Annotated in this window: 21 protein-coding genes; 1 reads left to right on the top strand and 20 read right to left on the bottom strand. The window is 44.5% G+C overall.

Annotated elements, in window-relative coordinates; translation table 11 throughout:
• Positions 1–17: 17 nt before the first annotated feature.
• Complete coding sequence (locus AC5FX4_RS07820; RefSeq protein WP_493605876.1) at positions 18–1,985, bottom strand: monovalent cation:proton antiporter family protein; 1,968 nt, start codon at positions 1,983–1,985, stop codon at positions 18–20.
• Positions 1,986–2,130: 145 nt separating this feature from the next.
• Between AC5FX4_RS07820 and AC5FX4_RS07815 the strand changes: the two genes are divergently transcribed.
• A complete protein-coding gene (locus AC5FX4_RS07815) occupies positions 2,131–3,027 on the top strand; it encodes a GGDEF domain-containing protein (protein ID WP_493605875.1) in 897 nt (298 codons plus the stop codon).
• 42 nt (positions 3,028–3,069) lie between these two features.
• On the opposite strand, the gene AC5FX4_RS07810 is transcribed toward AC5FX4_RS07815, so the two are convergent.
• The 19 genes from AC5FX4_RS07810 to rpsB form a co-directional block, all read right to left on the bottom strand.
• Positions 3,070–3,411, bottom strand: a complete 342-nt coding sequence (locus tag AC5FX4_RS07810) for a hypothetical protein (protein ID WP_493605874.1) — start codon at positions 3,409–3,411, stop codon at positions 3,070–3,072.
• Positions 3,404–4,723 (bottom strand): tRNA lysidine(34) synthetase TilS, encoded by a 1,320-nt coding sequence (tilS, locus tag AC5FX4_RS07805; protein WP_493605873.1) that lies wholly within the window; start codon positions 4,721–4,723, stop codon positions 3,404–3,406. The genes AC5FX4_RS07810 and tilS overlap by 8 nt, the downstream gene beginning before the upstream one ends.
• A gap of 53 nt (positions 4,724–4,776) precedes the next feature.
• On the bottom strand, positions 4,777–5,733 hold the full coding sequence (accA, locus tag AC5FX4_RS07800; protein ID WP_493605872.1) for an acetyl-CoA carboxylase carboxyl transferase subunit alpha: 957 nt from the start codon (positions 5,731–5,733) through the stop codon (positions 4,777–4,779).
• Between the two features lie 16 nt (positions 5,734–5,749).
• A complete protein-coding gene (dnaE, locus tag AC5FX4_RS07795; protein WP_493605871.1) occupies positions 5,750–9,241 on the bottom strand; it encodes a DNA polymerase III subunit alpha in 3,492 nt (1,163 codons plus the stop codon).
• Positions 9,242–9,243: 2 nt separating this feature from the next.
• Entirely contained in the window at positions 9,244–9,840 is a 597-nt protein-coding gene (gene rnhB / locus AC5FX4_RS07790) for a ribonuclease HII (protein ID WP_493605870.1), read from the bottom strand.
• Entirely contained in the window at positions 9,830–10,984 is a 1,155-nt protein-coding gene (gene lpxB, locus AC5FX4_RS07785; protein ID WP_493605869.1) for a lipid-A-disaccharide synthase, read from the bottom strand. Before lpxB ends, rnhB begins: the two co-directional genes overlap by 11 nt.
• A gap of 81 nt (positions 10,985–11,065) precedes the next feature.
• A complete protein-coding gene (gene lpxA / locus AC5FX4_RS07780; protein WP_493605868.1) occupies positions 11,066–11,836 on the bottom strand; it encodes an acyl-ACP--UDP-N-acetylglucosamine O-acyltransferase in 771 nt (256 codons plus the stop codon).
• A 3-nt stretch (positions 11,837–11,839) separates the two neighbouring features.
• Positions 11,840–12,292, bottom strand: a complete 453-nt coding sequence (gene fabZ / locus AC5FX4_RS07775; protein ID WP_493605867.1) for a 3-hydroxyacyl-ACP dehydratase FabZ — start codon at positions 12,290–12,292, stop codon at positions 11,840–11,842.
• Between the two features lie 14 nt (positions 12,293–12,306).
• Positions 12,307–13,347, bottom strand: a complete 1,041-nt coding sequence (gene lpxD / locus AC5FX4_RS07770) for a UDP-3-O-(3-hydroxymyristoyl)glucosamine N-acyltransferase (protein WP_493605866.1) — start codon at positions 13,345–13,347, stop codon at positions 12,307–12,309.
• Entirely contained in the window at positions 13,347–13,865 is a 519-nt protein-coding gene (locus AC5FX4_RS07765; RefSeq protein ID WP_493605865.1) for an OmpH/Skp family outer membrane protein, read from the bottom strand. Before AC5FX4_RS07765 ends, lpxD begins: the two co-directional genes overlap by 1 nt.
• Positions 13,866–13,875: 10 nt before the next feature.
• A complete protein-coding gene (bamA, locus tag AC5FX4_RS07760) occupies positions 13,876–16,347 on the bottom strand; it encodes an outer membrane protein assembly factor BamA (protein ID WP_493605864.1) in 2,472 nt (823 codons plus the stop codon).
• A gap of 73 nt (positions 16,348–16,420) precedes the next feature.
• The gene (gene rseP, locus AC5FX4_RS07755; protein WP_493605863.1) at positions 16,421–17,773 is read right to left on the bottom strand and encodes a sigma E protease regulator RseP; all 1,353 of its coding nucleotides are present in this window, start codon (positions 17,771–17,773) and stop codon (positions 16,421–16,423) included.
• 2 nt (positions 17,774–17,775) lie between these two features.
• Positions 17,776–18,969: a 1-deoxy-D-xylulose-5-phosphate reductoisomerase gene (gene ispC, locus AC5FX4_RS07750; RefSeq protein ID WP_493605862.1), complete on the bottom strand. Its 1,194-nt coding sequence runs from the start codon at positions 18,967–18,969 to the stop codon at positions 17,776–17,778.
• Positions 18,966–19,832 (bottom strand): phosphatidate cytidylyltransferase, encoded by an 867-nt coding sequence (locus AC5FX4_RS07745; protein WP_493605861.1) that lies wholly within the window; start codon positions 19,830–19,832, stop codon positions 18,966–18,968. Before AC5FX4_RS07745 ends, ispC begins: the two co-directional genes overlap by 4 nt.
• Before the next feature lie 12 nt (positions 19,833–19,844).
• A complete protein-coding gene (gene uppS, locus AC5FX4_RS07740; RefSeq protein ID WP_493605860.1) occupies positions 19,845–20,618 on the bottom strand; it encodes an undecaprenyl pyrophosphate synthase in 774 nt (257 codons plus the stop codon).
• A gap of 76 nt (positions 20,619–20,694) precedes the next feature.
• A complete protein-coding gene (frr, locus tag AC5FX4_RS07735) occupies positions 20,695–21,252 on the bottom strand; it encodes a ribosome recycling factor (RefSeq protein WP_493605859.1) in 558 nt (185 codons plus the stop codon).
• 23 nt (positions 21,253–21,275) lie between these two features.
• A complete protein-coding gene (gene pyrH, locus AC5FX4_RS07730) occupies positions 21,276–22,013 on the bottom strand; it encodes a UMP kinase (RefSeq protein ID WP_493605858.1) in 738 nt (245 codons plus the stop codon).
• A gap of 148 nt (positions 22,014–22,161) precedes the next feature.
• Positions 22,162–23,013, bottom strand: coding sequence for a translation elongation factor Ts (gene tsf / locus AC5FX4_RS07725; protein ID WP_152086568.1), 852 nt, complete (start codon positions 23,011–23,013; stop codon positions 22,162–22,164).
• A gap of 104 nt (positions 23,014–23,117) precedes the next feature.
• Positions 23,118–23,846, bottom strand: a complete 729-nt coding sequence (gene rpsB / locus AC5FX4_RS07720) for a 30S ribosomal protein S2 (RefSeq protein ID WP_493605857.1) — start codon at positions 23,844–23,846, stop codon at positions 23,118–23,120.
• Positions 23,847–24,011: the final 165 nt, after the last annotated feature.

Here is a 24,011-nt window from a genome sequence, read left to right as displayed (position 1 = left end):
AATGCCCTGCCGCTAGGCTAGCCTTTTAATAAAAACTGTTCGGCCCGCTCTACTCTCCTTGGCTTGCCTTTGAGCAATAAAATATCATTTGCTAATAGCACTGTGCTTTTATCTGGAGCTTCAAGCTCTTGGCCGTTTCTGCGTAGTGCTGTGATTGCTACCTTTTGTTTATCTAACTCGAGTTCATCAATGCGTTTATTTACCGCAAACGCAGAGTCTGGCAATGCAATCGCGTGTAAATACTCCAACCTATCTAAGTTGGTTTCACTCGCCTCTTGCTCATCGCCGGCAAAAAAACCATGCAAGTACTCATAACGATTATGCCGCTCTTTACTCACGCGACGAAAGATGCGGCGCATGGGCACACCTGACATGTGTAACACATGTGCCACCAGCATTAAACTCGCTTCCAGTGCTTCTGGTACCACTTCTGTTACACCCAATTCTTTTAGGGCGTCTAAATAACTATCGTCCGTTGAGCGGGCTAAGATTTTTACCTCAGGGGCTACACGCTTAATGGCATCAATCACTTCATGACTTTGGTTAAAATCAGAACACGTTATGATCACTAAACGGGCTTTATCCACATTGGCTAACTTCAGCAGCGCTTGTGATCCCGAGTAACCAAACATCACCGGCTCACCCACAGTTTGTGCTTCTTCTACAATTCTTGGGTTACGCTCAATGGCCACATAAGGAATAGCTTCTGGTTTTAAAAAACGCGCAATGGTTTGCCCAACGCGGCCATAACCTAAAATCACCACATGGTCGGTTAACGTGTCTGTTGGAATCATTGTGCTGTGTTCTTGCCGATAACGCTCCCCATTCACATTCAACTTTTGTAATATTTGTGATGTCCGCTCTATTAAATAAGGTGTGAGTGCCATGGACAGCACACCAAGTGCAATCAAAAATGAGGCACTGTTTAAATCAATTAAGTTATGTTTGCTAGCAAGCGCTACCAGTACAAAACCAAACTCCCCCATTTGCCACAATAAAATACCCGCAGCCAGCGCATCTTTTTTACGCTCTCCCATCAACTGCGCCAGTAATGAAATGATCAGTACTTTAAGGAGTAGCAGCACTGCAAGCGCAAACAAAATGTAGCCAAGCTTGTTCAACACGTAGGAAACATTTAACTGCATGCCCACGGTAACAAAAAATAGCCCCATTAAAATGTCGCGAAACGGCCTGATCTCCGCCTCAAGTTGGTGACGATACTGACTTTCACCCAGCATCATGCCCGCTAAAAAAGCACCTAACGCCATTGATAAGCCAAACAAGTGAGTCAACCCACCGGCACAGAGCGCAACAACTATCGTGGTCAGTACAAATAACTCATCGGTTCTTACCGAGGCTACTTCATTAAAAATTTTAGGTAATAGCCATTTGCCGATTGCCCAAAGCAATAAGCACACAAATGCCCCTTTAGCTAAAGCAAAGGCAAGCGCTCCCACGAGTACCTGATTGTCAAACTGGGCGATCAGCGGTAAGGCAATAAGCAGCGGTACGACCGCAATATCTTGAAACAACAACACCCCAATCGCGAGCTGCCCACGTCTGAGGTTGAGCTTGCCACTTTCTTTGAGCATTTTGACCACCACAGCGGTAGACGAAAGCGCCATTAAGCTGGCAATAATAAAGGCGGTGAGCCAATCGTAGTCCAACGCTTTCACCACAAACATGCCAACAATTGAGGTAATGAGTACCTGTAAGCTGCCTAAACCAAACACCAAGTTACGCATTGCCATCAGTTTGGGCACCGAGAATTCTAGCCCTAAGCTAAATAACAAAAACACGATCCCCAGCTCGGCAATAAAATGCATTTCATAGCTTGAGTTCATCCAGCCAATGCCGTGACTACCCGCAAGTACGCCAGTGACTAAATAGGCCAAAATCGCGGGTAATCCAACGCGTTTGAATAACCACACTAAAACCACGGCGGCAAGCAATAGGGCAAATACCTCGGCAAAAATACTCTGCAAACGGCCTCCAGGGTGTCAAAAACTCGAGAATGGGTGAAAGGTGCTCGTCATTAAATATAGCAAGCAACTGTTTTTCAGCCAGTTTAATTTATTGGCACATTTCTCGCTTATGCAATAACAAAGTAGTAGTTTAGGGGATTGCTAGATGGAAAATGTCCATATTTTGGCTCAGCGAGTATCAACACGCGGCGATTTTTTGCCGTTCGATACCGAGCATTTTATTCAGAGTGATGTCGATCCGATCTTTAAATTAGTTGAGCAACTGCAAACAACGTTGCATCTTGACGAATTACTGACTGTGTTTGCTGATCATGCGCAGCGTATTATTAAGTTGTCAGGCTTGCAATTTCACTCGCCTTTGGGCGTTGCGCAAATGCACAAAAGCGATAACCAGCATACACCATTTAAGTTCGACTTAGAGCTCAACGGTGAGCATCTTGGCCAACTTGTGTATTTTTGCCAATATCAGCTAGGCGATGGCGTTATGGCAAAATTATGCCGCCTGCATAAGGCGCTGCTTTATCCACTGAGAAATGCACTGACCTATAACCGTGTTTTAAAGCTAGCTACAAAAGACGCGCTTACTGGACTCAATAACCGCAGCCAATTTACCGACAACTTAACGCAGTTAATTGAGCGAAACCGTCGTCTGCACAGCAACTTTAGTTTAATGCTGCTAGATCTGGATAACTTTAAGCAGGTAAACGACAAACAAGGGCACAGCGTAGGTGATGAAGTACTGATCAAGTTTGCAGATATATTAAAGCAGTCGGTACGCAGCACGGATACCGTGTTCCGCTTTGGCGGTGATGAGTTTGCGGTGATCATCGATGACCCTCAGTTTACCACCAACAAAGTAATTGCTGAGCGCATAATGAATACGGTGCGTCAGTGTCACTTACTGTCTAAGTATGATGTGACAACCAGTATCGGTTTTACTTTGTCCAACGTGCAAGATTGTGAGAACAGTATTTTCGCCCGCGCAGATAAAGGCCTATACAAGGCCAAAGCGGCAGGCAGAAACTGTGCGCGCACCATCTAAAAGTGACAAACATTGGCTCAGCCTCCCTAGCTGAGCCAATCGTTATTTTTTTAACCAAATAAAGCGATAACCGCTAAGCAGCAGTGCAAACCCTGCAAAAAAACTACTCACCACCAGTAGCAACGCTAAAAAGCTTGGCAGCTCACTCACTACAATTAAAAACAGGGGCATAAGTAACCCTAAAATAAAGAAACTCCCCCCTTTGCCATGCCAATAGCACAGGAGTAGCGTGGCACTGGCACAACCAAACGCAATGGCACTCAATATGTTGCTGTACACAGGCGTGGTATCAACGCCCACTACCACGGCAAGTATGAGAGCGGTAAACAACACAGCCCAAGGGGCTTTGTTTGCTAACGACTCACCGATTTTTTGATTATTCATCACTACATAACTCCCACTTTATGCCATTTTCAGGCTCATAAAGCGTATGTTCAAAAAAGTAACCCACTATTTGTACCAACGTGTCATCATAAAAAACTAAAGGAACATGGTTTCGTCGCCAACTTGGCACACCTGCTTCTTTCAACCAGTGTTTTACGGTATTACGGCCCGGTTTATGACGGGGACGGATCTTCTCATTCAGTAAACCAAACCGAATAGAAACCTTTTGCGCAGGTTCTGGGCGTCTAATACCTTCGCCTTCTAGCATCTCCATGCGCACCTGTTCATTCAGTTGCACTGAGGCTAGGGCAACATTAATTTGGTCTTGAGGTAGGGGCATTTCTTTTACGCAAAACAGTTGCTTGCGAAATCGTCTGATCTGTGCGTTTTTAAACACGATACGAATCTGCGCATCTTCTTTACCCGTCAGCGCTTGATGAAGTAACTGCTCTAGTTGAACTTTCGATGGCATTTCTACCTTGTGCGTTGCCAGCCAAGCGCGGATCACATTGGCTTGTCTTAGCGAACTGAATTGCGACAAACTATCAACATCAATACTGCATTGAAACTTCTGTAAACATTGTTTGAGATCTTGTTCTGTGATTTCGTCAATCAAAGCTTGCTGTTGCTGTAGCAGTTCAATACTGCGCAACGCACTCCCTAAAAAACCATTAAAACGATTTTTCAGTAGTGGCACGACTTGGTTGCGTAAAAAGTTACGATCAAAGCGGTTGTCTTGGTTGGAGCCATCTTCAATATTATTGAGTGCGAATTGCTGCGCAAATGCCTCTATGTCTTGACGACTTACCGACAATAGCGGGCGAATGCATACTCGCCCAGCGTTAAGCACTCGACGCGCACGCATTGCACTTAAACCACTGAGACCTGAACCGCGCTTTAAACGAAGCAAAAAGGTTTCTAATTGGTCGTCACCGTGCTGCCCAAGCACTATCATGCTCACGGGCTGTGCTAGTGCATCTAACGCTCGATAACGTGCTTCTCGTGCTTGTGCTTCAAGGCTATGACGGCTTTTTTGCTCAATGGTCACACGCGTGGTTTTAAATCGAATAGCCAGACTTTCACACAACTGCTCGCAAAACTCTTGCCAACGCACTGAGTCTGCCGACAGCCCATGGTCAACATAAATCGCTTCGAGTTCTAAGCTCGGCTGTTGTTGCCTCAAGGCATGACACAAATGGAGCAACACAACGGAATCGACCCCGCCTGAGAGCGCAATACTCATTGGCGAGTGCTCAGGGTTGAGTGTATTGAGTGCGGCTAAAAACTGCTTATAAAGTGTTGTATTTATCATGGTTCATAACGTAAAAAAGCCGCAAAATGCGGCTTTTTTAGTGTATCACTTTATTAGCAGTAACCAAAAGACATCAGTCTCTGATAACGCTGTTCAAGCATCGTATCAACACCTAGCGCTTCTAAATCAGCAAGGTCGCGCTTTAGCTGTACTTTTAAGTTTTTAGCCATGGTGTCGTAATCACGGTGTGCTCCACCTAACGGCTCATCAATAATATTATTGATTAAGTCGAGTTCTTTAACACGCTGTGCTGATACACCCATTGCTTCTGCTGCCAATGGTGCTTTTTCAGCACTCTTCCAAAGAATTGATGCACAACCTTCTGGTGAAATAACTGAGTAAGTACTGTATTGCAGCATGTTAACGCGGTCACCCACGCCAATTGCTAGTGCACCACCAGAACCACCTTCACCAATAACCGTACAAATGGTTGGCACCTTCAGCGCCGCCATCACTTTTAGGTTACGTGCAATCGCTTCACTTTGACCACGCTCTTCAGCGCCAACACCCGGATATGCACCTGGTGTGTCGATAAACGTGATGATTGGCATTTTAAAGCGCTCTGCCATTTCCATTAAACGCAATGCTTTACGGTAACCTTCTGGTTTTGGCATACCAAAATTGCGCTTAATTTTTTCTGCCGTATCACGACCTTTTTGTTGGCCGATGATCATCACAGGTTTTCCATCAAGGCGTGCTACACCACCAAGAATAGCGGGGTCGTTTGCAAAAGTACGATCACCTGCGAATTCGTCAAACTCGGTAAAAATGCGCTCGATATAATCGCGAGTGTATGGACGAAGAGGATGACGTGCTAATTGAGAAACCTGCCAAGCACCCAAGCCTGAAAAGACTTTTTGAGTTAACTCAACGTTTTTCTCTTTTAAGCGCGTAATTTCTTCTTCAAGGCTCAGATCTAAACTGCCCGAGCGGCTAACATTTTGTAACTCTTTGATTTTTGCTTCCAACTCTGCGATCGGAAGTTCAAATTCAAGATAATTGAGGCTCATGCGCTAAACTACCTGTTTAGTTAAATTCTAATTCTATTTCTTGCGCCGCCAACTGCGATAACCGCGTGAGTAGGTCATCTGTTGGCGTCACACACCATTGGGTTCCCAGCGTTAGCTCAGCTAATGCATCCGGACGCTGATACATGATTTTTATTGGACATGTACCAAATTTATAAGGTTCTAGGACTTTTCGTAAATTATCGAAGAAGTTAGCTTCTATTTGCACCATATTTAGCGTCATTTTTATTGCTCTAATACGTTTTTCACGTGCTTGAGCTATGGTACAGACATCTCTGGCGGTCATTGTAATGCCACCGGAGAAGTTATCAAAGCTGACCTGTCCCGTTATTACCAAGATTTGGTTAATTTGCAGCAATTCTTGGTACATTTCAAACTGTTCGGGGAATAAGCGTACATCAATTCGGGCGCTCTTGTCATCTAAAGTTATCAAGCCCCAACGATTGCCTTTTTTGTTTATTAAGGTTCTTGCATTAATCACCAAACCCGCAGCGGTGCACATCACATCACGGTTTGTTGGTTGTAAGTCAACAAGTCGACCTGATGTGTAGTATTTAAGCTCTTTTCGGTACTGATTGATTGGGTGGCCCGTTAAATACAAGCCGAGCGTTTCTTTTTCCCCGTCTAACCATTGATTATCTGTCAACGGTAAGGCATTGGTAAAAGCTTGTTCAACTTGTTCTGGCTCAACCGCAAGTAAACCAAATAAATCTGATTGCCCTAATGCTTCCGCTTTATGATGTTGCTCTGCTGACTTCATTGCATCCGTCAAGCTGGCTAGCAATATCGCCCGCCCCGGTTGATTTTTCTCTGGCCCAAGCTTATCCATCGCACCTGCATAGATCAGCTTTTCTACAACCCGTTTATTGAGGCGTTTTAAATCAACTCGAGCACAAAAATCGAATAAGTCTTTAAACTCGCCGCCTTGCGCACGCGCTTCTAAAATGGCTTCAACGGGTCCTTCACCCACCCCTTTTATCGCGCCGATGCCATATACGATTTCACCTTGACGGTTCACCGTAAACTTATACAAGCCTGCATTGACATCCGGTGGCAGAAGGGTCATTTTCATGTTTTCACATTCATCCACCAAGGTCACGATTTTGTCGGTATTATCCATATCCGCGGACATTACCGCAGCCATGAACTCGGCTGGATAGTGTGTTTTCATCCACAAGGTTTGGTAAGATACCAGCGCGTAAGCAGCCGAGTGCGACTTGTTAAAGCCATATCCCGCAAACTTCTCTACCAAATCGAAGATTTTCATTGCAAGTTCGCCGTCTACGCCATTTGCAATTGCGCCTTCTTCAAAGGTTGAACGCTGCTTCGCCATTTCTTCTGGCTTTTTCTTACCCATGGCACGACGCAGCATGTCGGCGCCGCCGAGCGTATAACCTGCAAGAACCTGCGCTATCTGCATAACTTGTTCTTGGTACAAGATAATACCGTAGGTCGGCTCTAAGATTGGGATAAGACTATCGTGCTGCCACTGCACATCGGGGTAAGAAAGCTCCTCTCGGCCATGCTTACGGTCGATAAAGTTATCTACCATGCCCGATTGTAATGGACCCGGTCGGAACAAGGCCACCAGTGCAATCATATCTTCAAAGCAGTCGGGTTTAAGGCGGCGAATGAGGTCTTTCATGCCGCGTGATTCAAGCTGGAACACCGCGGTGGTTTCAGCGCGCAGCAACAGCTCGATACTCTTTCTGTCATCCAGCGGAATGGCATTAATGTCGACCGGCTCTTTACCTTCCCTTGCCAAGCGCTCATTGGTCATATCCAGCGCCCACTGCAAAATGGTCAGGGTTCTAAGGCCTAAGAAGTCGAACTTAACCAAACCGGCCGTTTCTACGTCGTTTTTATCAAACTGGGTAACCGGGAACTTACCTTCTTCATCGCAATACAATGCGGCGAAATCAGTGATGGTTGTCGGCGAAATAACCACACCACCGGCGTGCTTACCCGCGTTTCGTGTACAACCTTCCAAGATCCGACACATGTCGATTAGATCTCGAACTTCCTCATCACCATCGTAGGCTTCGGGTAGTCTTGGTTCCACATCAAAAGCTTTGGCGAGCGTCATCCCGGGATCGCCCGGAACAAGTTTAGAAATACGGTCAACAAAACCGTAAGGGTGGCCAAGTACTCGACCAACATCTCGAATTACCGCTTTGGCCGCCATGGTACCAAAAGTGATGATCTGTGATACCGCATCTCGGCCATACAACATGGCAACGTGGTCAATTACTTCGTCGCGTCGGTCCATACAGAAGTCAACGTCGAAGTCGGGCATCGAAATACGTTCAGGATTCAAGAAACGTTCGAAAAGTAAGTCAAACTCCAGCGGATCTAAGTCTGTGATTTTCAGTGCATAAGCCACTAAAGAACCTGCACCCGAGCCCCGTCCAGGACCGACTGGAATATTGTTATCCTTACTCCACTGGATGAACTCCATTACGATCAAGAAGTAACCGGGGAATCCCATTTGGTTAATTACGTCGAGTTCAATCTGCAAGCGATCGTCGTACTCTTTTCGCTTTTCCTGTCGCTCTTGCTCATCAGGGAATAAAAACTGCAAACGCTCTTCTAGACCGTCTCGTGATACTTTGACGAGGAATTCTTCAATTTTTAAGTCGCCAGTTGGGTAATCGGGCAGGAAGTACGTGCCAAGTTGCACCGTAACGTTACAGCGCGTAGCAATTTCAACCGAGTTTTCTAACGCTTCAGGAATGTCACTAAACAATTCCAGCATTTGTTCAGGTGTTTTTAAATATTGCTCTTTTGAAAAACGCTTTGGCCTACGCTTATCTTCTAAGGTGTAACCATCATGGATAGCCACGCGAATTTCATGGGCTTCAAAGTCATGTTCGTGTAAAAACACCACTTCGTTGGTGGCAACAACGGGTAAATCACGTTCGGCGGCCAATGCAACCGCAGCATGTAAATATTCTTCTTCTTGTGCACGCCCAGTACGAATAAGCTCTAGAAAGAAATGATCGGCAAAATGTTGCTCGTAAAAAGCTAGGGTGTCTAAAGCAAGCTGATGGTTACCCTTAAGTAACGCTTTACCCACATCGCCGTCTTTACCACCAGAGAGCAAAATCAAGCCACTTTTATGCTCTGCAAGCCATTGCTTATCAACCACAGGACGATGAAATACATGGCCGCGCTGATAGGCTTTAGAGATCAGCAATGTCAGGTTTTTGTAGCCTTCATTATTTTTAGCCAGCACCACAAGACGGCTAGGCTCATCGGGAAATTCATCACTTTTTAGCCAGATATCAGCACCAACTATGGGTTTGATCCCCGCACCATGTGCAGCGCCATAGAAACGAACTAAGCCACATAAGTTCATTTGATCTGTGATGGCAAACGCAGGGAGCCCAAGTTCTTCCGCACGGGCAACGATTGGCTTCGTTTTCGCTAAGCCATCCACCATAGAAAAATCACTATGAACGCGTAAATGTACAAACTCTGGGGCAGCCATTGTTAGCTTTCCCTCATTGCCAAAATACGTTGTACTGGTTTAAAGCTCTTGCGATGAAACGGCGTAACACCATGTAACTCAAGTGCTTCAAAGTGTGCTTTGGTTGGATAGCCTTTGTGCCCTGCAAAACCAAACTCAGGAAATTGCGCATCTAAGTCTAACATTTCTTGGTCACGGGCCACTTTTGCAATAATTGACGCAGCACTGATCTCAGCAACCAAGCTATCCCCTTTCACCACACTTTGTGCAGGTATTTCGAGCTTGGGTAAGCGGTTGCCATCTACAAAGACAAACTCAGGTTGAATGCTCAAACCTTCCACCGCTCGGCTCATCGCCAGCATCGTCGCATGAAGAATATTAAGCTCATCAATTTCTTCAACACTCGCTCTGGCAATGCAGTAACACAAGGCTTTTTGTTTGATCTCTTCGGCCAGCGCAATGCGCTTTTTTTCTGAAAGCTTTTTCGAGTCTGTGAGCCCGTCGATGGGGTTGTTTGGGTCAAGGATCACCGCGGCCGTTACGACTTCCCCCACAAGCGGGCCTCGACCCACTTCGTCTACACCGGCAATCAGTTTTACATTTGGGCGCTCAATCTGCATTAATTAACTCCTCTACAGCTTTGGCAGCTTGTGTGCTGGCATCTAGGCGAATGTTGTTATGGATTTCATAAAACTTGTTCAAGAGCTGTGTATTGTCACCCTTTAGCATCGGATACAAAGCGTCTGCTAGCGCATCAGCATTACATTCGTCCTGCAAAAACTCTGGTACAAGACGCTGATCAGCTAATAAATTCGGTAACGAGAAATATTTAATATTAAAAGTAAAAAAGTTCTTAAAAATCCAGTAGCTCAATGGTTTGAATTTATAACCAACCACCATCGGCTTTTTATATAGCATGGCTTCCAATGTCGCCGTGCCAGATGCGAGTAACACTGCGTTAGCAGCCGACATGGCGGTGCTAGACTGTCCGTCTAATAAAATTGGCTGAAGATCTGGCGCGACCTGTTGCAAAATGCTTTCGAACTGCGCTCGGCGTTTGGCATTGACCAAAGGAACAAGGATTTTCAGCTGTGGGATTCTATTTTTTAGTCTCACCGCTGTTTGTAGATAAGTTTCGCTCAATAATCCGACTTCTGAGCCACGACTTCCGGGCAATAAAGCCAACACTAATTCATCGTCGCTAAGACCCAATTCCGCTCTTGCTGCGCTGCCGTCATGTTCAAGCGCAATTTCATCTGCCAACGTATGACCAACAAACGTACATGGCACTTCATGTTTGTCATAAAAAGCTTTTTCAAACGGGAGTAGAGACAGCACCAAGTTGGTCGCTTCAGCGATGGTAAATATGCGCTTTTGTCGCCAAGCCCATACCGATGGACTCACATACTGAACCGTTTTAATGCCCGCTTTTTTTAGCGGTTTTTCAACTCGAAGGTTAAAATCGGGCGCATCAATACCAACATACACATCAGGCGGATTATCAATAAAGTACTGTACCAGTTGCTTACGGATCTTAAGGAGTCTGGGTAGTCGGCCAAGTACCTCAACCAAGCCCATAACGGCCAACTCGTCCATATCAAACAAGGTGCGACAACCTGCCGCTTGCATCTTCGGCCCAGCTACCCCAACAAACTCAGCATTTGGATAGGTTTTTTTTAATGCTGCAATTAAGCCCGCACCTAAAATGTCTCCTGATAGCTCACCCGCTACCAAGCCTATGGTCATTTTTTTGTTATTGGTCATTGCACTAATCTATTTATAAATAAAAACGCCATACAAAAAATCTGTATGGCGTTCATCAGCATCTTGCTACCGCAGATATTTTTAACGAATAATACCGCGATCTGAGGTATCTAAAAAGTCTATCATTTGCTGTACAGCAGCAAACTCAGAAGCATCTTGTTGCATTTGCGCAACGGCTTCTTCTAAATTTAAGCCTTTACGATACATGGTTTTATATGCTCGACGCACGGCCATCACTTCTTCACTTGAGAAGCCTCTTCGTTTCATACCTTCCGTGTTGATTGCCGCCGGCTTTGCTGGAGTACCCGTAGTTGTTACAAAAGGAGGAACGTCTTTATTCACACCTGAGTACATACCAATGAACGCATGTGCACCAATTTTACAAAATTGATGAACACCGGTATTACCAGCCAAAATAACCCAATCACCAACATGTACGTGACCCGCCACACTCGCGTTGTTAGCAAAAATAACATTGCTACCAATAACGGCATCGTGTGCGACATGCGTATATGCCATAAATAGGTTATTGCTGCCAATTTTGGTGATACCTTGATCTTGAATTGTGCCACGATGGATCGTTGCACATTCACGTATGATATTGTTATCACCAATAATTAATTGTGTTGGCTCATCCTTGTACTTCTTATCTTGGCAAGCTTCTCCCACTGACGCGAACTGGTATATATGATTACCAGCGCCGATGGTTGAAGGTCCCTTTATTACCACGTGAGATTCGATGATACAGTTATCACCAATCACTACATCATTCCCGATGTAGCTGTAAGGACCCACAGAGACGTTATCGCCTAACTGTGCACCTGATTCAATAATCGCAGTAGGATGGATCACTATTTAAAACTCTCTTCTTGCACACATAAGGTCAGCACTACATACCACTTTGCCATCAACCCTAGCTTCGCCGTAAAACTTCCAGATATCGCGACGCTCTTTCACAAAGTCGATGTGTAGGTGCATCGTATCGCCTGGTAATACAGGTTGCTTAAAGCGCGCATTATCAATTGCTGCGAATAAGTATAGCTCGTTCTCGCTGCGGTTCTCGACTGTTTTAAAGCCTAGTAAACCCGTTGCCTGTGCCATAGACTCTAAAATCATGACGCCTGGGAAAATAGGCTGGTCAGGGAAGTGTCCTGTGAAAATTGGCTCATTCATCGTAACATTTTTAATGCCATGCAAATATTCGCCAGCTTTATAATCAACTACTTTATCTACTAACAACATTGGATAGCGGTGAGGTAGTAACTTTAAGATTTCTTGGATATCAAAACCATTCAGTTCGTTTGCCAAAATAGCGTCCTTTTTTATTCGTCTGTCGTTTTTAGCTGTTCTGTAAGAGACTCTAAAGCTTTCAAACGTTCTTTAAAATCAGAAAGATTGCGTAAATGTGCCATATTACGTCGCCACTCTTTGTTCGTGCTATGTGGCATCCCCGAAGAGTATACACCTGGCGATTTGATTGCTTTGGTGATCATGGACATGCCCGTGATCATCACACCATCACAAATTTCCATATGGCCGTTGATACCAACTAGTCCCGCTATTTGGCAATGTTTGCCTATTTTGGAACTACCAGCAACAACCGTTGCACCAGCTATCGCCGTGCCTTCACCAATCTCAACATTGTGTGCTATCTGGATGAGGTTATCTAGAATCACATTATCATGGATCACCGTATCATCCAGCGCACCACGGTCTATTACCGTGTTTGCACCGACTTCAACACTATCACCTATGATCACGCGTCCCACTTGCGGGATCTTCACCCACTTACCAGCTTGGTTCGCGTAACCAAAGCCGTCACTACCAATTACGGCTCCAGATTGGAACAAACAGTTTTTACCAATTTCAACTTCATGGTAAACACTGACATTTGCCCAAAGTTTTGTGTTCGCACCTATTTTTGCACTGTTACCGATAAAACAACCGGCACCAATTTGAACATTGTCACCAAGTTCTACATTTGCTTCAACGACCGCATTTGCAGCTATCGCAACGTTCTTGCCAAGCACCGCAGACTCATGAACAACCGCACTAGGATGGATACCTTCAGCAGCCTTAGGCGTTGTGTCCATTAATTGTGCAAGTTTGGCATAGGCAATATACGGGTCTTTTACTACCAATTTATTGCCATCAAAATGCTCAGCGTCAGATTCAGATAAAATTACAGCTGCTGCTTCAGTGGTATTTAACTGAGAGCGATACTTACTGTTTGCTAAAAAGCTAATATCTTTATCTGTCGCTTGGATGAGCGTCGCAATTTTTACAATTTGACACTCACCGTCGCCAACTAGCTTGGCATCAATTGATGTTGCTAGTTCGGCTAAACTATAATGTTTGGTCATTATTTCTTGCTTACCGCTTCAACAATTTTGTCAGAAAGGTCCGCTACTTTATCAGGATTGAAGTAAATTGTCGTATCTTTTACTTTCACTTCATCAAACTTACCGCTTTTAGCAACATCTTCAATTGCATCAATAATTAGCTTCTGAACTTTTGCTAATTCTTCATTTTGACGTTGCTTAATTTGCGCCTCTAACGGACGACCTTTTTCAGCAAGTTCTTTTTGCATACCTTGAATTTTGTCGCGTAATGACGTTTTTTGATCATCACTCATTGTTGCGCCTTCGCGTTGGAACTTTTCCATCTCGAAGCGAATATCACCTTGTAACTTCTCAAGTGCTTGGCGAGGCTCTGCAAATTCATTTTTAAGCTGCTGCTCAATTTTTGCCATTTGCGGTAATCTTTTATAGATGCTCTGCATATCGACAACACCCACTTTATGAGCAAATGCGCTTGCTGACGAGCCCATCATAAGTGCAGCCATTAAACCCATTGCCGTTGTTTTTATAAGTTTTTTCACAATTAACTCCTTAGAATGTATTACTGATATTAAAGCTGATTCTCTTCGTTTCGTCGTCGTCCTCTTTTTGTAGAGGGTAAGCAAAACTGATCAGCATTGGGCCCATCGGCGAAATCCACTGGACAGATAAACCTGTCGAAACCCTAAAACGGCTTGGATCAGAATAATCCGATAGTTTTTTGTATTGATCTTCATGTAAGTGTGAATATCTATCCACATCAAATTCAGTGTCCCATACGTTTGCGGCATCCACAAACAAACTAGTGCGCACTGAACTGGTATTTTCTTCATCAAGGAACGGGGTTGGTACAATTAACTCAGCGCCAAGTGTAGCCTTTGCGTTACCACCGATACGGCCACCTGCAACAAGTGAATCAAATTCGGTCTCACCGCCAATATTTCCAGTGGTTGTACCATCTGGCAGCGTAGAACCCGGAATTTCTGTCATGCGACGTTGTACGGCTCGCGGTAAAATGGTGTTTCTTTCAAAACCACGTAACTCATTCTCTGAAATTCGGAAGAACTCTTGGAACGGCAATGTTTGCTCAAAGCCATTTGTTTTTCCGTAACCGTTACCATAAGCAAATGCGGCGCGCGTTGAGAACACCCACTGGTGATCGTTACTGATTGGCCAGTAAAAACGTGAGTCGTAGTCAACTTTAAAGTAATTTAAATCCGAGTTAGGCGTTGTCGCTCTAAGCGTGACACTTTGGCGAGAACCGTCTGTTGGGAACATACCACGGTTTACCGTTACACGTGACCAACCCGCACTTAGTTCATATTTCGTAAAATCATAGGCACCATCAGGGTCTTCTGGATTTAAGAAAGCCAAACGCATAATACGAGTCTGCTCATAGTCAGCAATATAGTCGAGCTTCTCGTCTATCCAACGAGCACCAAAATTAATACGGTTAATCGCATTAACTGGGAAGCCAAAGGTCGTACCCACACCATATTGACGTGAGTCATAACCAATTAGACCGACTTTACCACCATCAAAGCTAGTGTAAAAAATACTACTACCTTGCGATACACCATCCGGTGTGAAGTAAGGGTCGGTGTAAGAAACGCTGTAACTGTCAGAGCTTTTTGACGTACTGATATTAAACGCCAGCTGGTTACCGGTACCAAGGAAGTTAGACTCGCTCACACCCACGTTAAACTGCAAACCACCATATGAGCCATAAGCAACACCGGCTTGGAAGCTACCTGCAGGTTGCTCTTTGACGGTAAAGTCAACATCCACCATATCATCAACGCCCGCCAGAGGCTTCACTTCAAACTCTACTTTTTCCATGTAGGGTAAACGCTGGATTTGCAATTTAGAACGCTCTAGGCTTTGATTTGATAACCATGCGCCTTCTAATTGCGTCATTTCACGACGCACTACTTCGTCAGCGGTGACTTGGTTACCATTCACTAGAATACGGCGCACGTATACACGTTTACCCGGATTCACCGATAGGGTTAGTTGAACTTCTTTTTTCTCATCGTCAATTTCAGGAATGGTACGTACTTCTGCATTGGCATAACCAAAGCGTGCCAAGTAGCCTTTGATAAATTCTTCTGATGAGGTAACAATTGACCCGTTATATAATTCGCCAGAACGCAGTGGGATCACACTTTTGATTAGCTCTTCGCGACCGAGTAAGTCACCAATAAAGTCAAAGCCTTTTACTGTGTATGTATCACCTTCGGTGATATTTGCCGTCACGTAAACAGATTCACGCTCTGGGCTCACTGACACTTGGGTAGAATCAATATTAAAGCGTAGGTAACCTCTATCAAAATAGAAGCTACGGATCTTCTCTAAGTCACCTTCAATTGTTTGCTTTTGGTAGCGGTCGTTTGACATAAACTTCCACCACGGTAAATCTTGCTGTGAATCCACTAACTTTAATAATTCTTCATCAGAAAACAGCTCGTTACCAACCAAGTTTATTTGACGAATTGACGCAGCATCGCCTTCGTCAAACTTCAGCATCAAGCGCACACGGTTTCGAGGCAGTTCAATGATGCTGACATCAATCTTCGCGTTATATTTACCGATACTGTGGAAGAAGTTAATTAAGCCTTTTTCAATGTTATCGATAACCGTTTTATCTAGCGGCTCGCCCGTTCTGATATTTTGCTGATCTAAACTTTCATTGAGCTGCTCATCTTTGATGTCTTTGTTACCATCAAACTCAATGCCAGCAATCGTAGGACGTTCTTGAACCTTGAAAATAACTTGCGCACCATCGCGGTATGCAACGATATTGTCAAAGTGACCAGATTTATACAGGGCTTTAATTGTTTGAGAAATCGTATATTGGTCGACAGAGTCACCAACATTAATTGGAATATGCGTTAACGCTGCACCTAATGCAACACGCTGTAACCCCTCAACTTTTAAATCTTCAACGATAAAGGAGTTTTGCCCCAAAGCGGCAAAACTAGCGCCAAGTAAACTAGTTACTGCAAGATGTTTTTTTATAGGCATTTTATTATCTTTATCCTTTACAACAGTTAGCGCTCTTCGCGCTTTGATGGGCGTCGCTTACGCCATATTCGAGCTACAGTCTCGAGACATCGTTTAATAATGCAAAACAAGTTAAAGCAATAAGGAGTAACGCACCCACCTTAAAACCTAACTCTTGTGTCTTTTCAGAGACTGGTTTTTTGCGAATTAGTTCAATTAAGTAATACATTAAGTGCCCGCCATCTAAGACTGGCAGTGGCAATAAGTTAAAAACACCAAGATTAACGCTGATTAACGCCAAAAAGCTCAAAAATGCAACTATGCCATAACTTACACTGTTTCCAGCGCCGACTGCGATCCCCACTGGACCACTTAAATTTTTTACCGATATTTGGCCTGTGAGTAAGTTACCAATCATATCGAAACTCAAGCGGATCAACTCAAAGGTTTTCTCAGCGCCAAGCACCATACTATCCAAAGGACCATAATGTCTAGTTTCAATGTATCCGTCTGGCCACTTTTCCATCAACGGAATTACACCTAAAAACCCTTGTGTTACACCGTTAGCATTAGCACGACCTTGTGGAGTTATTGTGACATCAAGTTGCTGATTGTCTCTTTTTATACTGAGTAATAAAGGCTTATTAGGCGAGTTTTGTATGATCTTAACAAACTGTTGCCAGTTATTAATCCGTTCACCGTCTAGCGCTTGAAGCGTGTCGTTCACCTGCAAGCCAGCCAGTTGTGCCGCTGAATCTTCTGCAATATGGCCCAACGTAAGCGTCAATGCGGGTCTATATGGAGTAATGCCGACGCTCGTCAATGGTGCTTCATCTTGTTTATCAAGCTTCCAACCATTGAGGTTTATTTCACGTATCGCTATTTGCTGCTGCGCATCTTGCACTTTGACTTCAAGTCGTTGTTCGCCAAGATGACGCATTAGGCTAAACGTAACGTCTTGCCAAGTATGCACCTCTTGACCTGACATAGTTAGGATATGGTCGCCGCTTTGTAAGTATGCTTGCTCTGCACGAGAGCTTGGCTGCACCTCTCCAACGATAGGTTTTGCACTTTGCACACCTATCATGTACATGGCCGCGAGTACTAAAATGGCAAATAAAAAATTGGCGATGGGGCCTGCCGCAACTACGGCAATTCTCGATAATACGGGTTTATTATTGAAAGCGAGGTGGCGTTTATCTAGCGGTACTTCATCTACTCGTTCATCGAGCATTTTCACATAACCACCGAGCGGGATCATCGCAATGACGTACTCGGTGCCTTGTTTATCGTGCCAGCGACAAAGCGGCTTACCAAAACCGATTGAAAAACGCAGCACTTCAACACCCGCACGGCGTGCAACCCAAAAATGTCCATATTCATGTACGGTAACCAAAATACCGAGTGCGAGTATAAATGACGCTAAATTCCAGAAAAACTCAAACATATTTATCCTATACGGTTGACGAACTCATTAGCCAGTTGCCTTGCTTGCCCATCTTGGGCCATGATCTCGTGTACCGAGTTTAAAGAATGTAAGCTCGCTTTTTCAAGTACTTCAGCGTTGACACGATAAATATCAGTAAAGCCTATACGTTTATTCAAAAAAGCCGCAACAGCCACTTCATTGGCCGCATTCACTGTGGTCGTCGCTGCTTGTCCAGCTTTACAAGCATCAATCGCCAAAGCTAAATTCGGATAACGAGTAAAGTCAGGCTTAGTGAAGGTGAAATCAGCAATGGCCGAAAAATCGAGTGGTGCAACGCCTGCATCTATTCGCTCGGGATACGCTAAGCCATAAGCAATGGGCGTGCGCATATCTGGTTGTCCCATTTGCGCAATAATAGAGCCATCAATGTACTGAACCATTGAGTGGATCATGCTCTGAGGATGGATCACCACTTCAATATCATCAGCATCACAGCCAAATAGCCATTTTGCTTCGATAAACTCCAAACCTTTGTTCATCATGGTTGCTGAATCAACAGAGATTTTTTGCCCCATCGACCAGTTGGGATGGGCCACAGCTTCTTCAACCGTCACGTCTTTCAAAGTATTTAATTCACGTGTTAAAAATGGACCACCTGAGCCAGTAAGTAGTATTTTGCTGACACCAAACTTGCCCAATGCTTGATTACTGTTTTGCTGAAGTTGATGAGGCAAGCATTGGTAAATCGCATTATGTTCGCTGTCGATTGGTAGTAAAGTAGCACCGTGACGAGCCACTTTATCCATAAAGATTTGGCCAGACATGACCAAGGATTCTTTGTTCGCGAGCAACACTTTTTTGCCCGCTTCTACCGCGGATAAGGTGGGAATAAGACCCGCCGCACCAACAATCGCAGACATTACAATATCAACATCAACATGGCCCGCAACCTCTGCCATTGCTTTGGCACCCGCCAGTACTTGGGTTGTTTGACCATGTAAGTTGTCATTTAGCTGCTTAGCAGCTTGCTCACAATCCATGATGGCATATTTGGGTTTGTGCTCAAGACACAGTTTAGTCAACAACTCAACATTACGACCTGCAGCCAGCGCAAACACTTGATAGCGTTCACTATTGCGCGCAATCACATCTAGCGTTGATAGACCAATAGACCCCGTCGCCCCTAGGATAACAACTTGAGCTTGATCACTCATAGTGTCACCGTCCAGGCGTAACATAATGCAAATATGGGCGCAGCTGCGGTGAGGCTATCAATGCGGTCCAAAATACCACCGTGACCGGGTAAGCACGAGCCTGAATCTTTTAGACCGACTTCACGCTTAAACATACTTTCAAGCAAGTCACCAATCGCGGAAAATAGTGCGATGAACATCGTCATAAACGCATACACTGGCCAGAGTTTTTGTTCCACTTGCGCAAAATAGCAAAATATAACCACGAATATCATTGCGGTGATCACACCACCAATTAAGCCTTCAATGGTCTTATTTGGGCTCACGTTCGGCATCAACTTATGTTTGCCGAAGTTCTTACCCGCAAAGTAGGCACCAATATCGGCGCTCCATACAATACCCAGCACGACCATTATTAAAGTAGAGCCGTATTGGTGCGCCTGTTGGTACTCCGCGCTTCTCAGTACGTTGAGCGCTAGCCACAGCGGTACCAGTGTTAACAAGCCTGCCACCGCTCGCATAACCACGCCATCACTCCAAGCTTTCGCCATTCGGGGATATTTAAACACAAGGAAGGTTGCGACCAGCCACCAAGCAAAGGCTAAAGTGAACACATAATTGGCATCGGCTTGTAGCAAACCATTTTGCCATAAATGCGTAATAGGCCAATGGACATGAAGTAATAACAACACACCTGCAACAAAAGCGACAAAACCGCCTCGTTGCTTAAACGATGATAGACCCATGAAAGCTGACCATTCCCACGCACCGAGCAACACAATGGCGCCAGCGATGAAACTGAAAAGCGCTAAAGGTGTGTAAAACACCAACAGCAATGCCAGTGGCGCGAGAACCACTGAGGTTAAAATTCGTTGTTTTAGCAAACTAATTTACCTTTAACTTGTTGTGTTGGACGCAGCGAGTAGTTGTTTTATTTGATCGCCGGTGCAGCCAAAGCGCCTTTCTCTAGATACATAACATGCGATGGCTTGTGAAAATGCTTCATCATCGAAATCTGGCCATAAAGTATCTGTAAAGTAAAGCTCAGCATAAGCTGCCTGCCAAAGCAAAAAGTTACTGATCCGGCAATCACCGCCGGTTCTGATAAGTAAATCTAATTCGCTCTGGTTTGCCATTGTAAGATGTTTTGATAATTCATCTTCCGTGATTTGCTCTAATTCCAATGTCCCAGCAGCTACCTGCTGTGCCATTTGCTTAGCCGCCTGAGTAATATCCCAACGTCCGCCGTAATTAGCAGCAATATTAAGTTGTAGTCCAGAATTATTTGCCGTCAACTGGTGCGCGGCCGTCACACGCTCTTGAAGCGAGCTTGGAAAACGCGACAAGTCACCAATCACTGTCAGCTTAACGTTATTTTTATGTAGTTTCTTCACCTCTTTGGTCAATACGAAGAGGAATAACTCCATTAACGTACTGACTTCATCTTCCGGGCGACGCCAATTCTCACTACTAAATGCGAAAAGTGTCAGCGACTCTATGCCCAGCTTAGAACAAAATTGGACCGCGTTACGAACCGAGTCTACACCCTTTTTGTGACCGTAAGTTCTTGGTCGATTACGCGACTGTGCCCAGCGGCCATTTCCATCCATAATGATGGCAACATGCTTAGGCAAAGATTGCTGTGAAATCGTTTCAGCGTTTAAAACCATAATTCCAATTTAGATAAAAAAAAACGCCGCCTAGTATACCCTAGACGGCGTTGCAAAACTAATAAATTTGAATTGCTTAGATTTCCATCAACTCAGCTTCTTTCGCGCTCAATTGTGTATCCATTTCTTTAACAAATTTATCTGTTAGCTTTTGAATTTCTTCTTCTGCTTGACGTGCTTCGTCCTCAGAAATCTCTTTGTCTTTTAGCAATGACTTGATGTCACCGTTCGCGTCACGGCGAATGTTACGTACTGCAACACGGCCACCTTCAACTTCACCACGCACGATTTTGATAAGGTCTTTACGACGCTCTTCCGTTAGTGGAGGAAGTGGAACACGAATAATCGTACCCGCAGACATTGGGTTTAAGCCTAAATCTGAAGACATAATCGCTTTTTCAACAGCTTGCGCTAGAGACTTATCAAATACGCTGATAGTCAATGTACGCGCGTCTTCTGTAGATACGTTAGCCACTTGGTTAAGCGGTGTATCTGCACCGTAGTAAGATACAGTAATACCATCTAGCAATGCAGGGTGTGCACGGCCAGTACGGATTTTTGATAATTGGCTAGCAAGTGCAGCTACGCTTTTTTGCATGCGCTCCTGCGCATCTTTTTTAATATCGTTAATCACAATTCAATCCTAGTCTTGACTGTTTATTCCGAGGCGGCTGAAGAGATCAGAGTGCCCTCTTCTTCGCCCATAATTACGCGCTTCAACGCGCCAGGTTTGTTCATGTTAAATACGCTCAAAGGCATATTATGGTCACGAGCCAGCGTGAAAGCCGCTAAGTCCATCACCTTTAATTCTTGTTCAATCACTTCATTATACGTCAAATGACGGTAAAGTGTGGCGTCTGGGTTTTTCACCGGATCGTCACTAAATACACCATCCACTTTGGTCGCTTTAATCACAGTATCGGCTTCAATTTCAATACCACGCAAACATGCGGCTGAATCTGTTGTGAAGAATGGGTTACCAGTACCCGCTGAGAAAATCACCACGCGGCCAGATTTAAGCAGGCTAATCGCCTCTGCCCAGTTATAAGCATCACACACGCCATTAAGTGGTATTGCCGACATCAAGCGCGCGTTTACAAAAGCACGGTGCAGCGCGTCACGCATTGCTAGGCCATTCATTACTGTTGCTAGCATACCCATGTGGTCACCCACAACACGGTTCATACCCGCTTCAGCTAAAGAACCGCCACGTAAGAAGTTACCACCACCGATAACTAAACCCACTTCTACGTCGAGCTCTACAAGTTCTTTGATTTCTTGAGCCATACGATCCAGTACTTTTGGATCGATACCAAAGCCTTCATCTCCCATTAAAGCTTCACCGCTTAATTTAAGAAGAACGCGTCTAAAAACAGGTTTTCGATTGATAGTCATATTTTCCGGGCCATTTGTGAAAGTGAGATAAAAAATAACCGCGCTTATGATATTCATAAATGCGCGGTTATTTTAAAGAATTTTCAGCATCGACGCAAAAGCAAATCGAGGACCTGCCATCGGTATTTGCTTTTGCTACTGAACAAAATTATTCGCCTTTTGCAGCAGCGATTTGTGCAGCAACTTCAGCAGCGAAGTCTTCTTCTTTCTTCTCGATACCTTCACCAACTTCTAAACGTACGAAGTTAGATACTGTCGCGCCTTTTTCTTTAAGAATTTCGCCAACAGTTTTCTTAGGTTCCATGATGAAAGCTTGACCAGTAAGAGAAACCTCACCAGTGAACTTCTTCATACGGCCAACAACCATCTTCTCAGCGATTTCAGCAGGCTTGCCTTCGTTCATCGCGATGTCGATTTGTACTGCTTTTTCTTTTTCAACTACGTCAGCTGGCACGTCTTCTGGGTTTACGTACTCAGGCTTAGATGCAGCAACGTGCATTGCAACGTGCTTAAGTGTTTCTTCGTCAGCTTCACCTGCAACAACAACACCGATACGCTCACCGTGACGGTAAGTAGCTAGGTTTGCACCGTCGATGTACTCAACGCGACGAACGTTGATGTTTTCACCGATTTTAGCAACTAGTGCAACACGTGCTTCTTCGAACTGTGCTTGTAGGTCTGCAATCGTAGTTTTAGATGCAGCAGCAACGTCTAGTACAGAGTTAGCGAACGCTAGGAAGTTTTCGTCTTTAGCAACGAAGTCAGTCTGACAGTTAACTTCTAATAGTGCAGCGAAACCTTCGCCTTCTTTGATAAGGATTGTACCTTCAGCAGCGATGTTACCCGCTTTTTTAGCAGCCTTTGCAGCACCGCTCTTACGCATGTTTTCAATCGCTAGCTCAATATCACCATTGGTTTCAGTTAGCGCTTTTTTACAATCCATCATGCCAGCGCCAGTACGCTCGCGTAATTCTTTTACTAGGGCAGCAGTTACAGCCATTAGAATATCCTCAAATATGAATTCTGTTTTAGGGAAGCGGTATAACCGCTCTTCAAGAATATCAAGTCTTCATCTCAGTAAGATGAAGACTTGATGACAGCTAATTACTCAGCTTCTACGAAATCGTCGCTTTCTGCTTGAGCAACGATGTTGCTTTCACGACCTTCAGTGATAGCAGCCGCTACAGCGCCAGTGTAAAGCTGGATAGCGCGGATAGCGTCGTCGTTACCAGGTACGATGTAGTTAACACCATCTGGGTTAGAGTTAGTATCAACAACAGCTACTACTGGAATACCTAGGTTGTTAGCTTCGCGGATAGCGATGTGCTCGTGATCAGCGTCGATAACGAAGATAGCGTCAGGAAGACCGCCCATATCTTTGATACCGCCAAGGCTCTTTTCAAGCTTTTCCATTTCACGAGTTAGCATTAACGCTTCTTTCTTAGTTAGTTTTTCGAAAGTACCGTCTTGGCTTTGAGTCTCAAGGTCTTTAAGACGCTTGATTGATTGACGAACTGTTTTCCAGTTAGTCAACATACCACCTAACCAACGGTGATTTACGAAGTACTGATCACTTTGAAGAGCTGCTTCTTTAACTGCTTCGCTTGCAGCGCGCTTAGTACCAACGAAAAGAATTTTACCTTTGTTAGATGCAGTGTTCTGTAAGAACTTAAGTGCATCGTTGAACATAGGAACAGTTTTTTCTAGGTTGATGATATGTACACGGTTACGAGCGCCGAAGATGAAAGGCTTCATCTTAGGGTTCCAGTAACGAGCTTGGTGACCAAAGTGAACACCAGCCTGAAGCATATCGCGCATTGAAACGTTTGCCATTTTAATTTCCTCTAATAGTTAGGGTTAAGCCTCCACATATCCCATAGCACCAACATGCTCAGTAATTGACCGAGACATGCACCCAAGTGTATGTGTCGATATGTGTGTGTGTTAATATGAATAAATGTGTTTGCCTTAACTACAAACAACCCAATAAGATTTATT

The organism is Pseudoalteromonas sp. ATL1 (genome assembly GCF_058933015.1).
This window is presented reverse-complemented; position numbering and strand designations above follow the sequence as displayed.

Bases quoted from the DNA above. Each gene is read 5' to 3' on its own strand.
- AC5FX4_RS07815 (WP_493605875.1), top strand. From the start codon at position 2,131: ATGGAAAATGTCCATATTTTGGCTCAGCGAGTATCAACACGCGGCGAT.
- AC5FX4_RS07810 (WP_493605874.1), bottom strand. From the start codon at position 3,411: ATGAATAATCAAAAAATCGGTGAGTCGTTAGCAAACAAAGCCCCTTGG.
- tilS (WP_493605873.1), bottom strand. From the start codon at position 4,723: ATGATAAATACAACACTTTATAAGCAGTTTTTAGCCGCACTCAATACA.
- accA (WP_493605872.1), bottom strand. From the start codon at position 5,733: ATGAGCCTCAATTATCTTGAATTTGAACTTCCGATCGCAGAGTTGGAA.
- dnaE (WP_493605871.1), bottom strand. From the start codon at position 9,241: ATGGCTGCCCCAGAGTTTGTACATTTACGCGTTCATAGTGATTTTTCT.
- rnhB (WP_493605870.1), bottom strand. From the start codon at position 9,840: ATGCAGATTGAGCGCCCAAATGTAAAACTGATTGCCGGTGTAGACGAA.
- lpxB (WP_493605869.1), bottom strand. From the start codon at position 10,984: ATGACCAATAACAAAAAAATGACCATAGGCTTGGTAGCGGGTGAGCTA.
- lpxD (WP_493605866.1), bottom strand. From the start codon at position 13,347: ATGACCAAACATTATAGTTTAGCCGAACTAGCAACATCAATTGATGCC.
- bamA (WP_493605864.1), bottom strand. From the start codon at position 16,347: ATGCCTATAAAAAAACATCTTGCAGTAACTAGTTTACTTGGCGCTAGT.
- rseP (WP_493605863.1), bottom strand. From the start codon at position 17,773: ATGTTTGAGTTTTTCTGGAATTTAGCGTCATTTATACTCGCACTCGGT.
- ispC (WP_493605862.1), bottom strand. From the start codon at position 18,969: ATGAGTGATCAAGCTCAAGTTGTTATCCTAGGGGCGACGGGGTCTATT.
- uppS (WP_493605860.1), bottom strand. From the start codon at position 20,618: ATGGTTTTAAACGCTGAAACGATTTCACAGCAATCTTTGCCTAAGCAT.
- pyrH (WP_493605858.1), bottom strand. From the start codon at position 22,013: ATGACTATCAATCGAAAACCTGTTTTTAGACGCGTTCTTCTTAAATTA.
- tsf (WP_152086568.1), bottom strand. From the start codon at position 23,013: ATGGCTGTAACTGCTGCCCTAGTAAAAGAATTACGCGAGCGTACTGGC.
- rpsB (WP_493605857.1), bottom strand. From the start codon at position 23,846: ATGGCAAACGTTTCAATGCGCGATATGCTTCAGGCTGGTGTTCACTTT.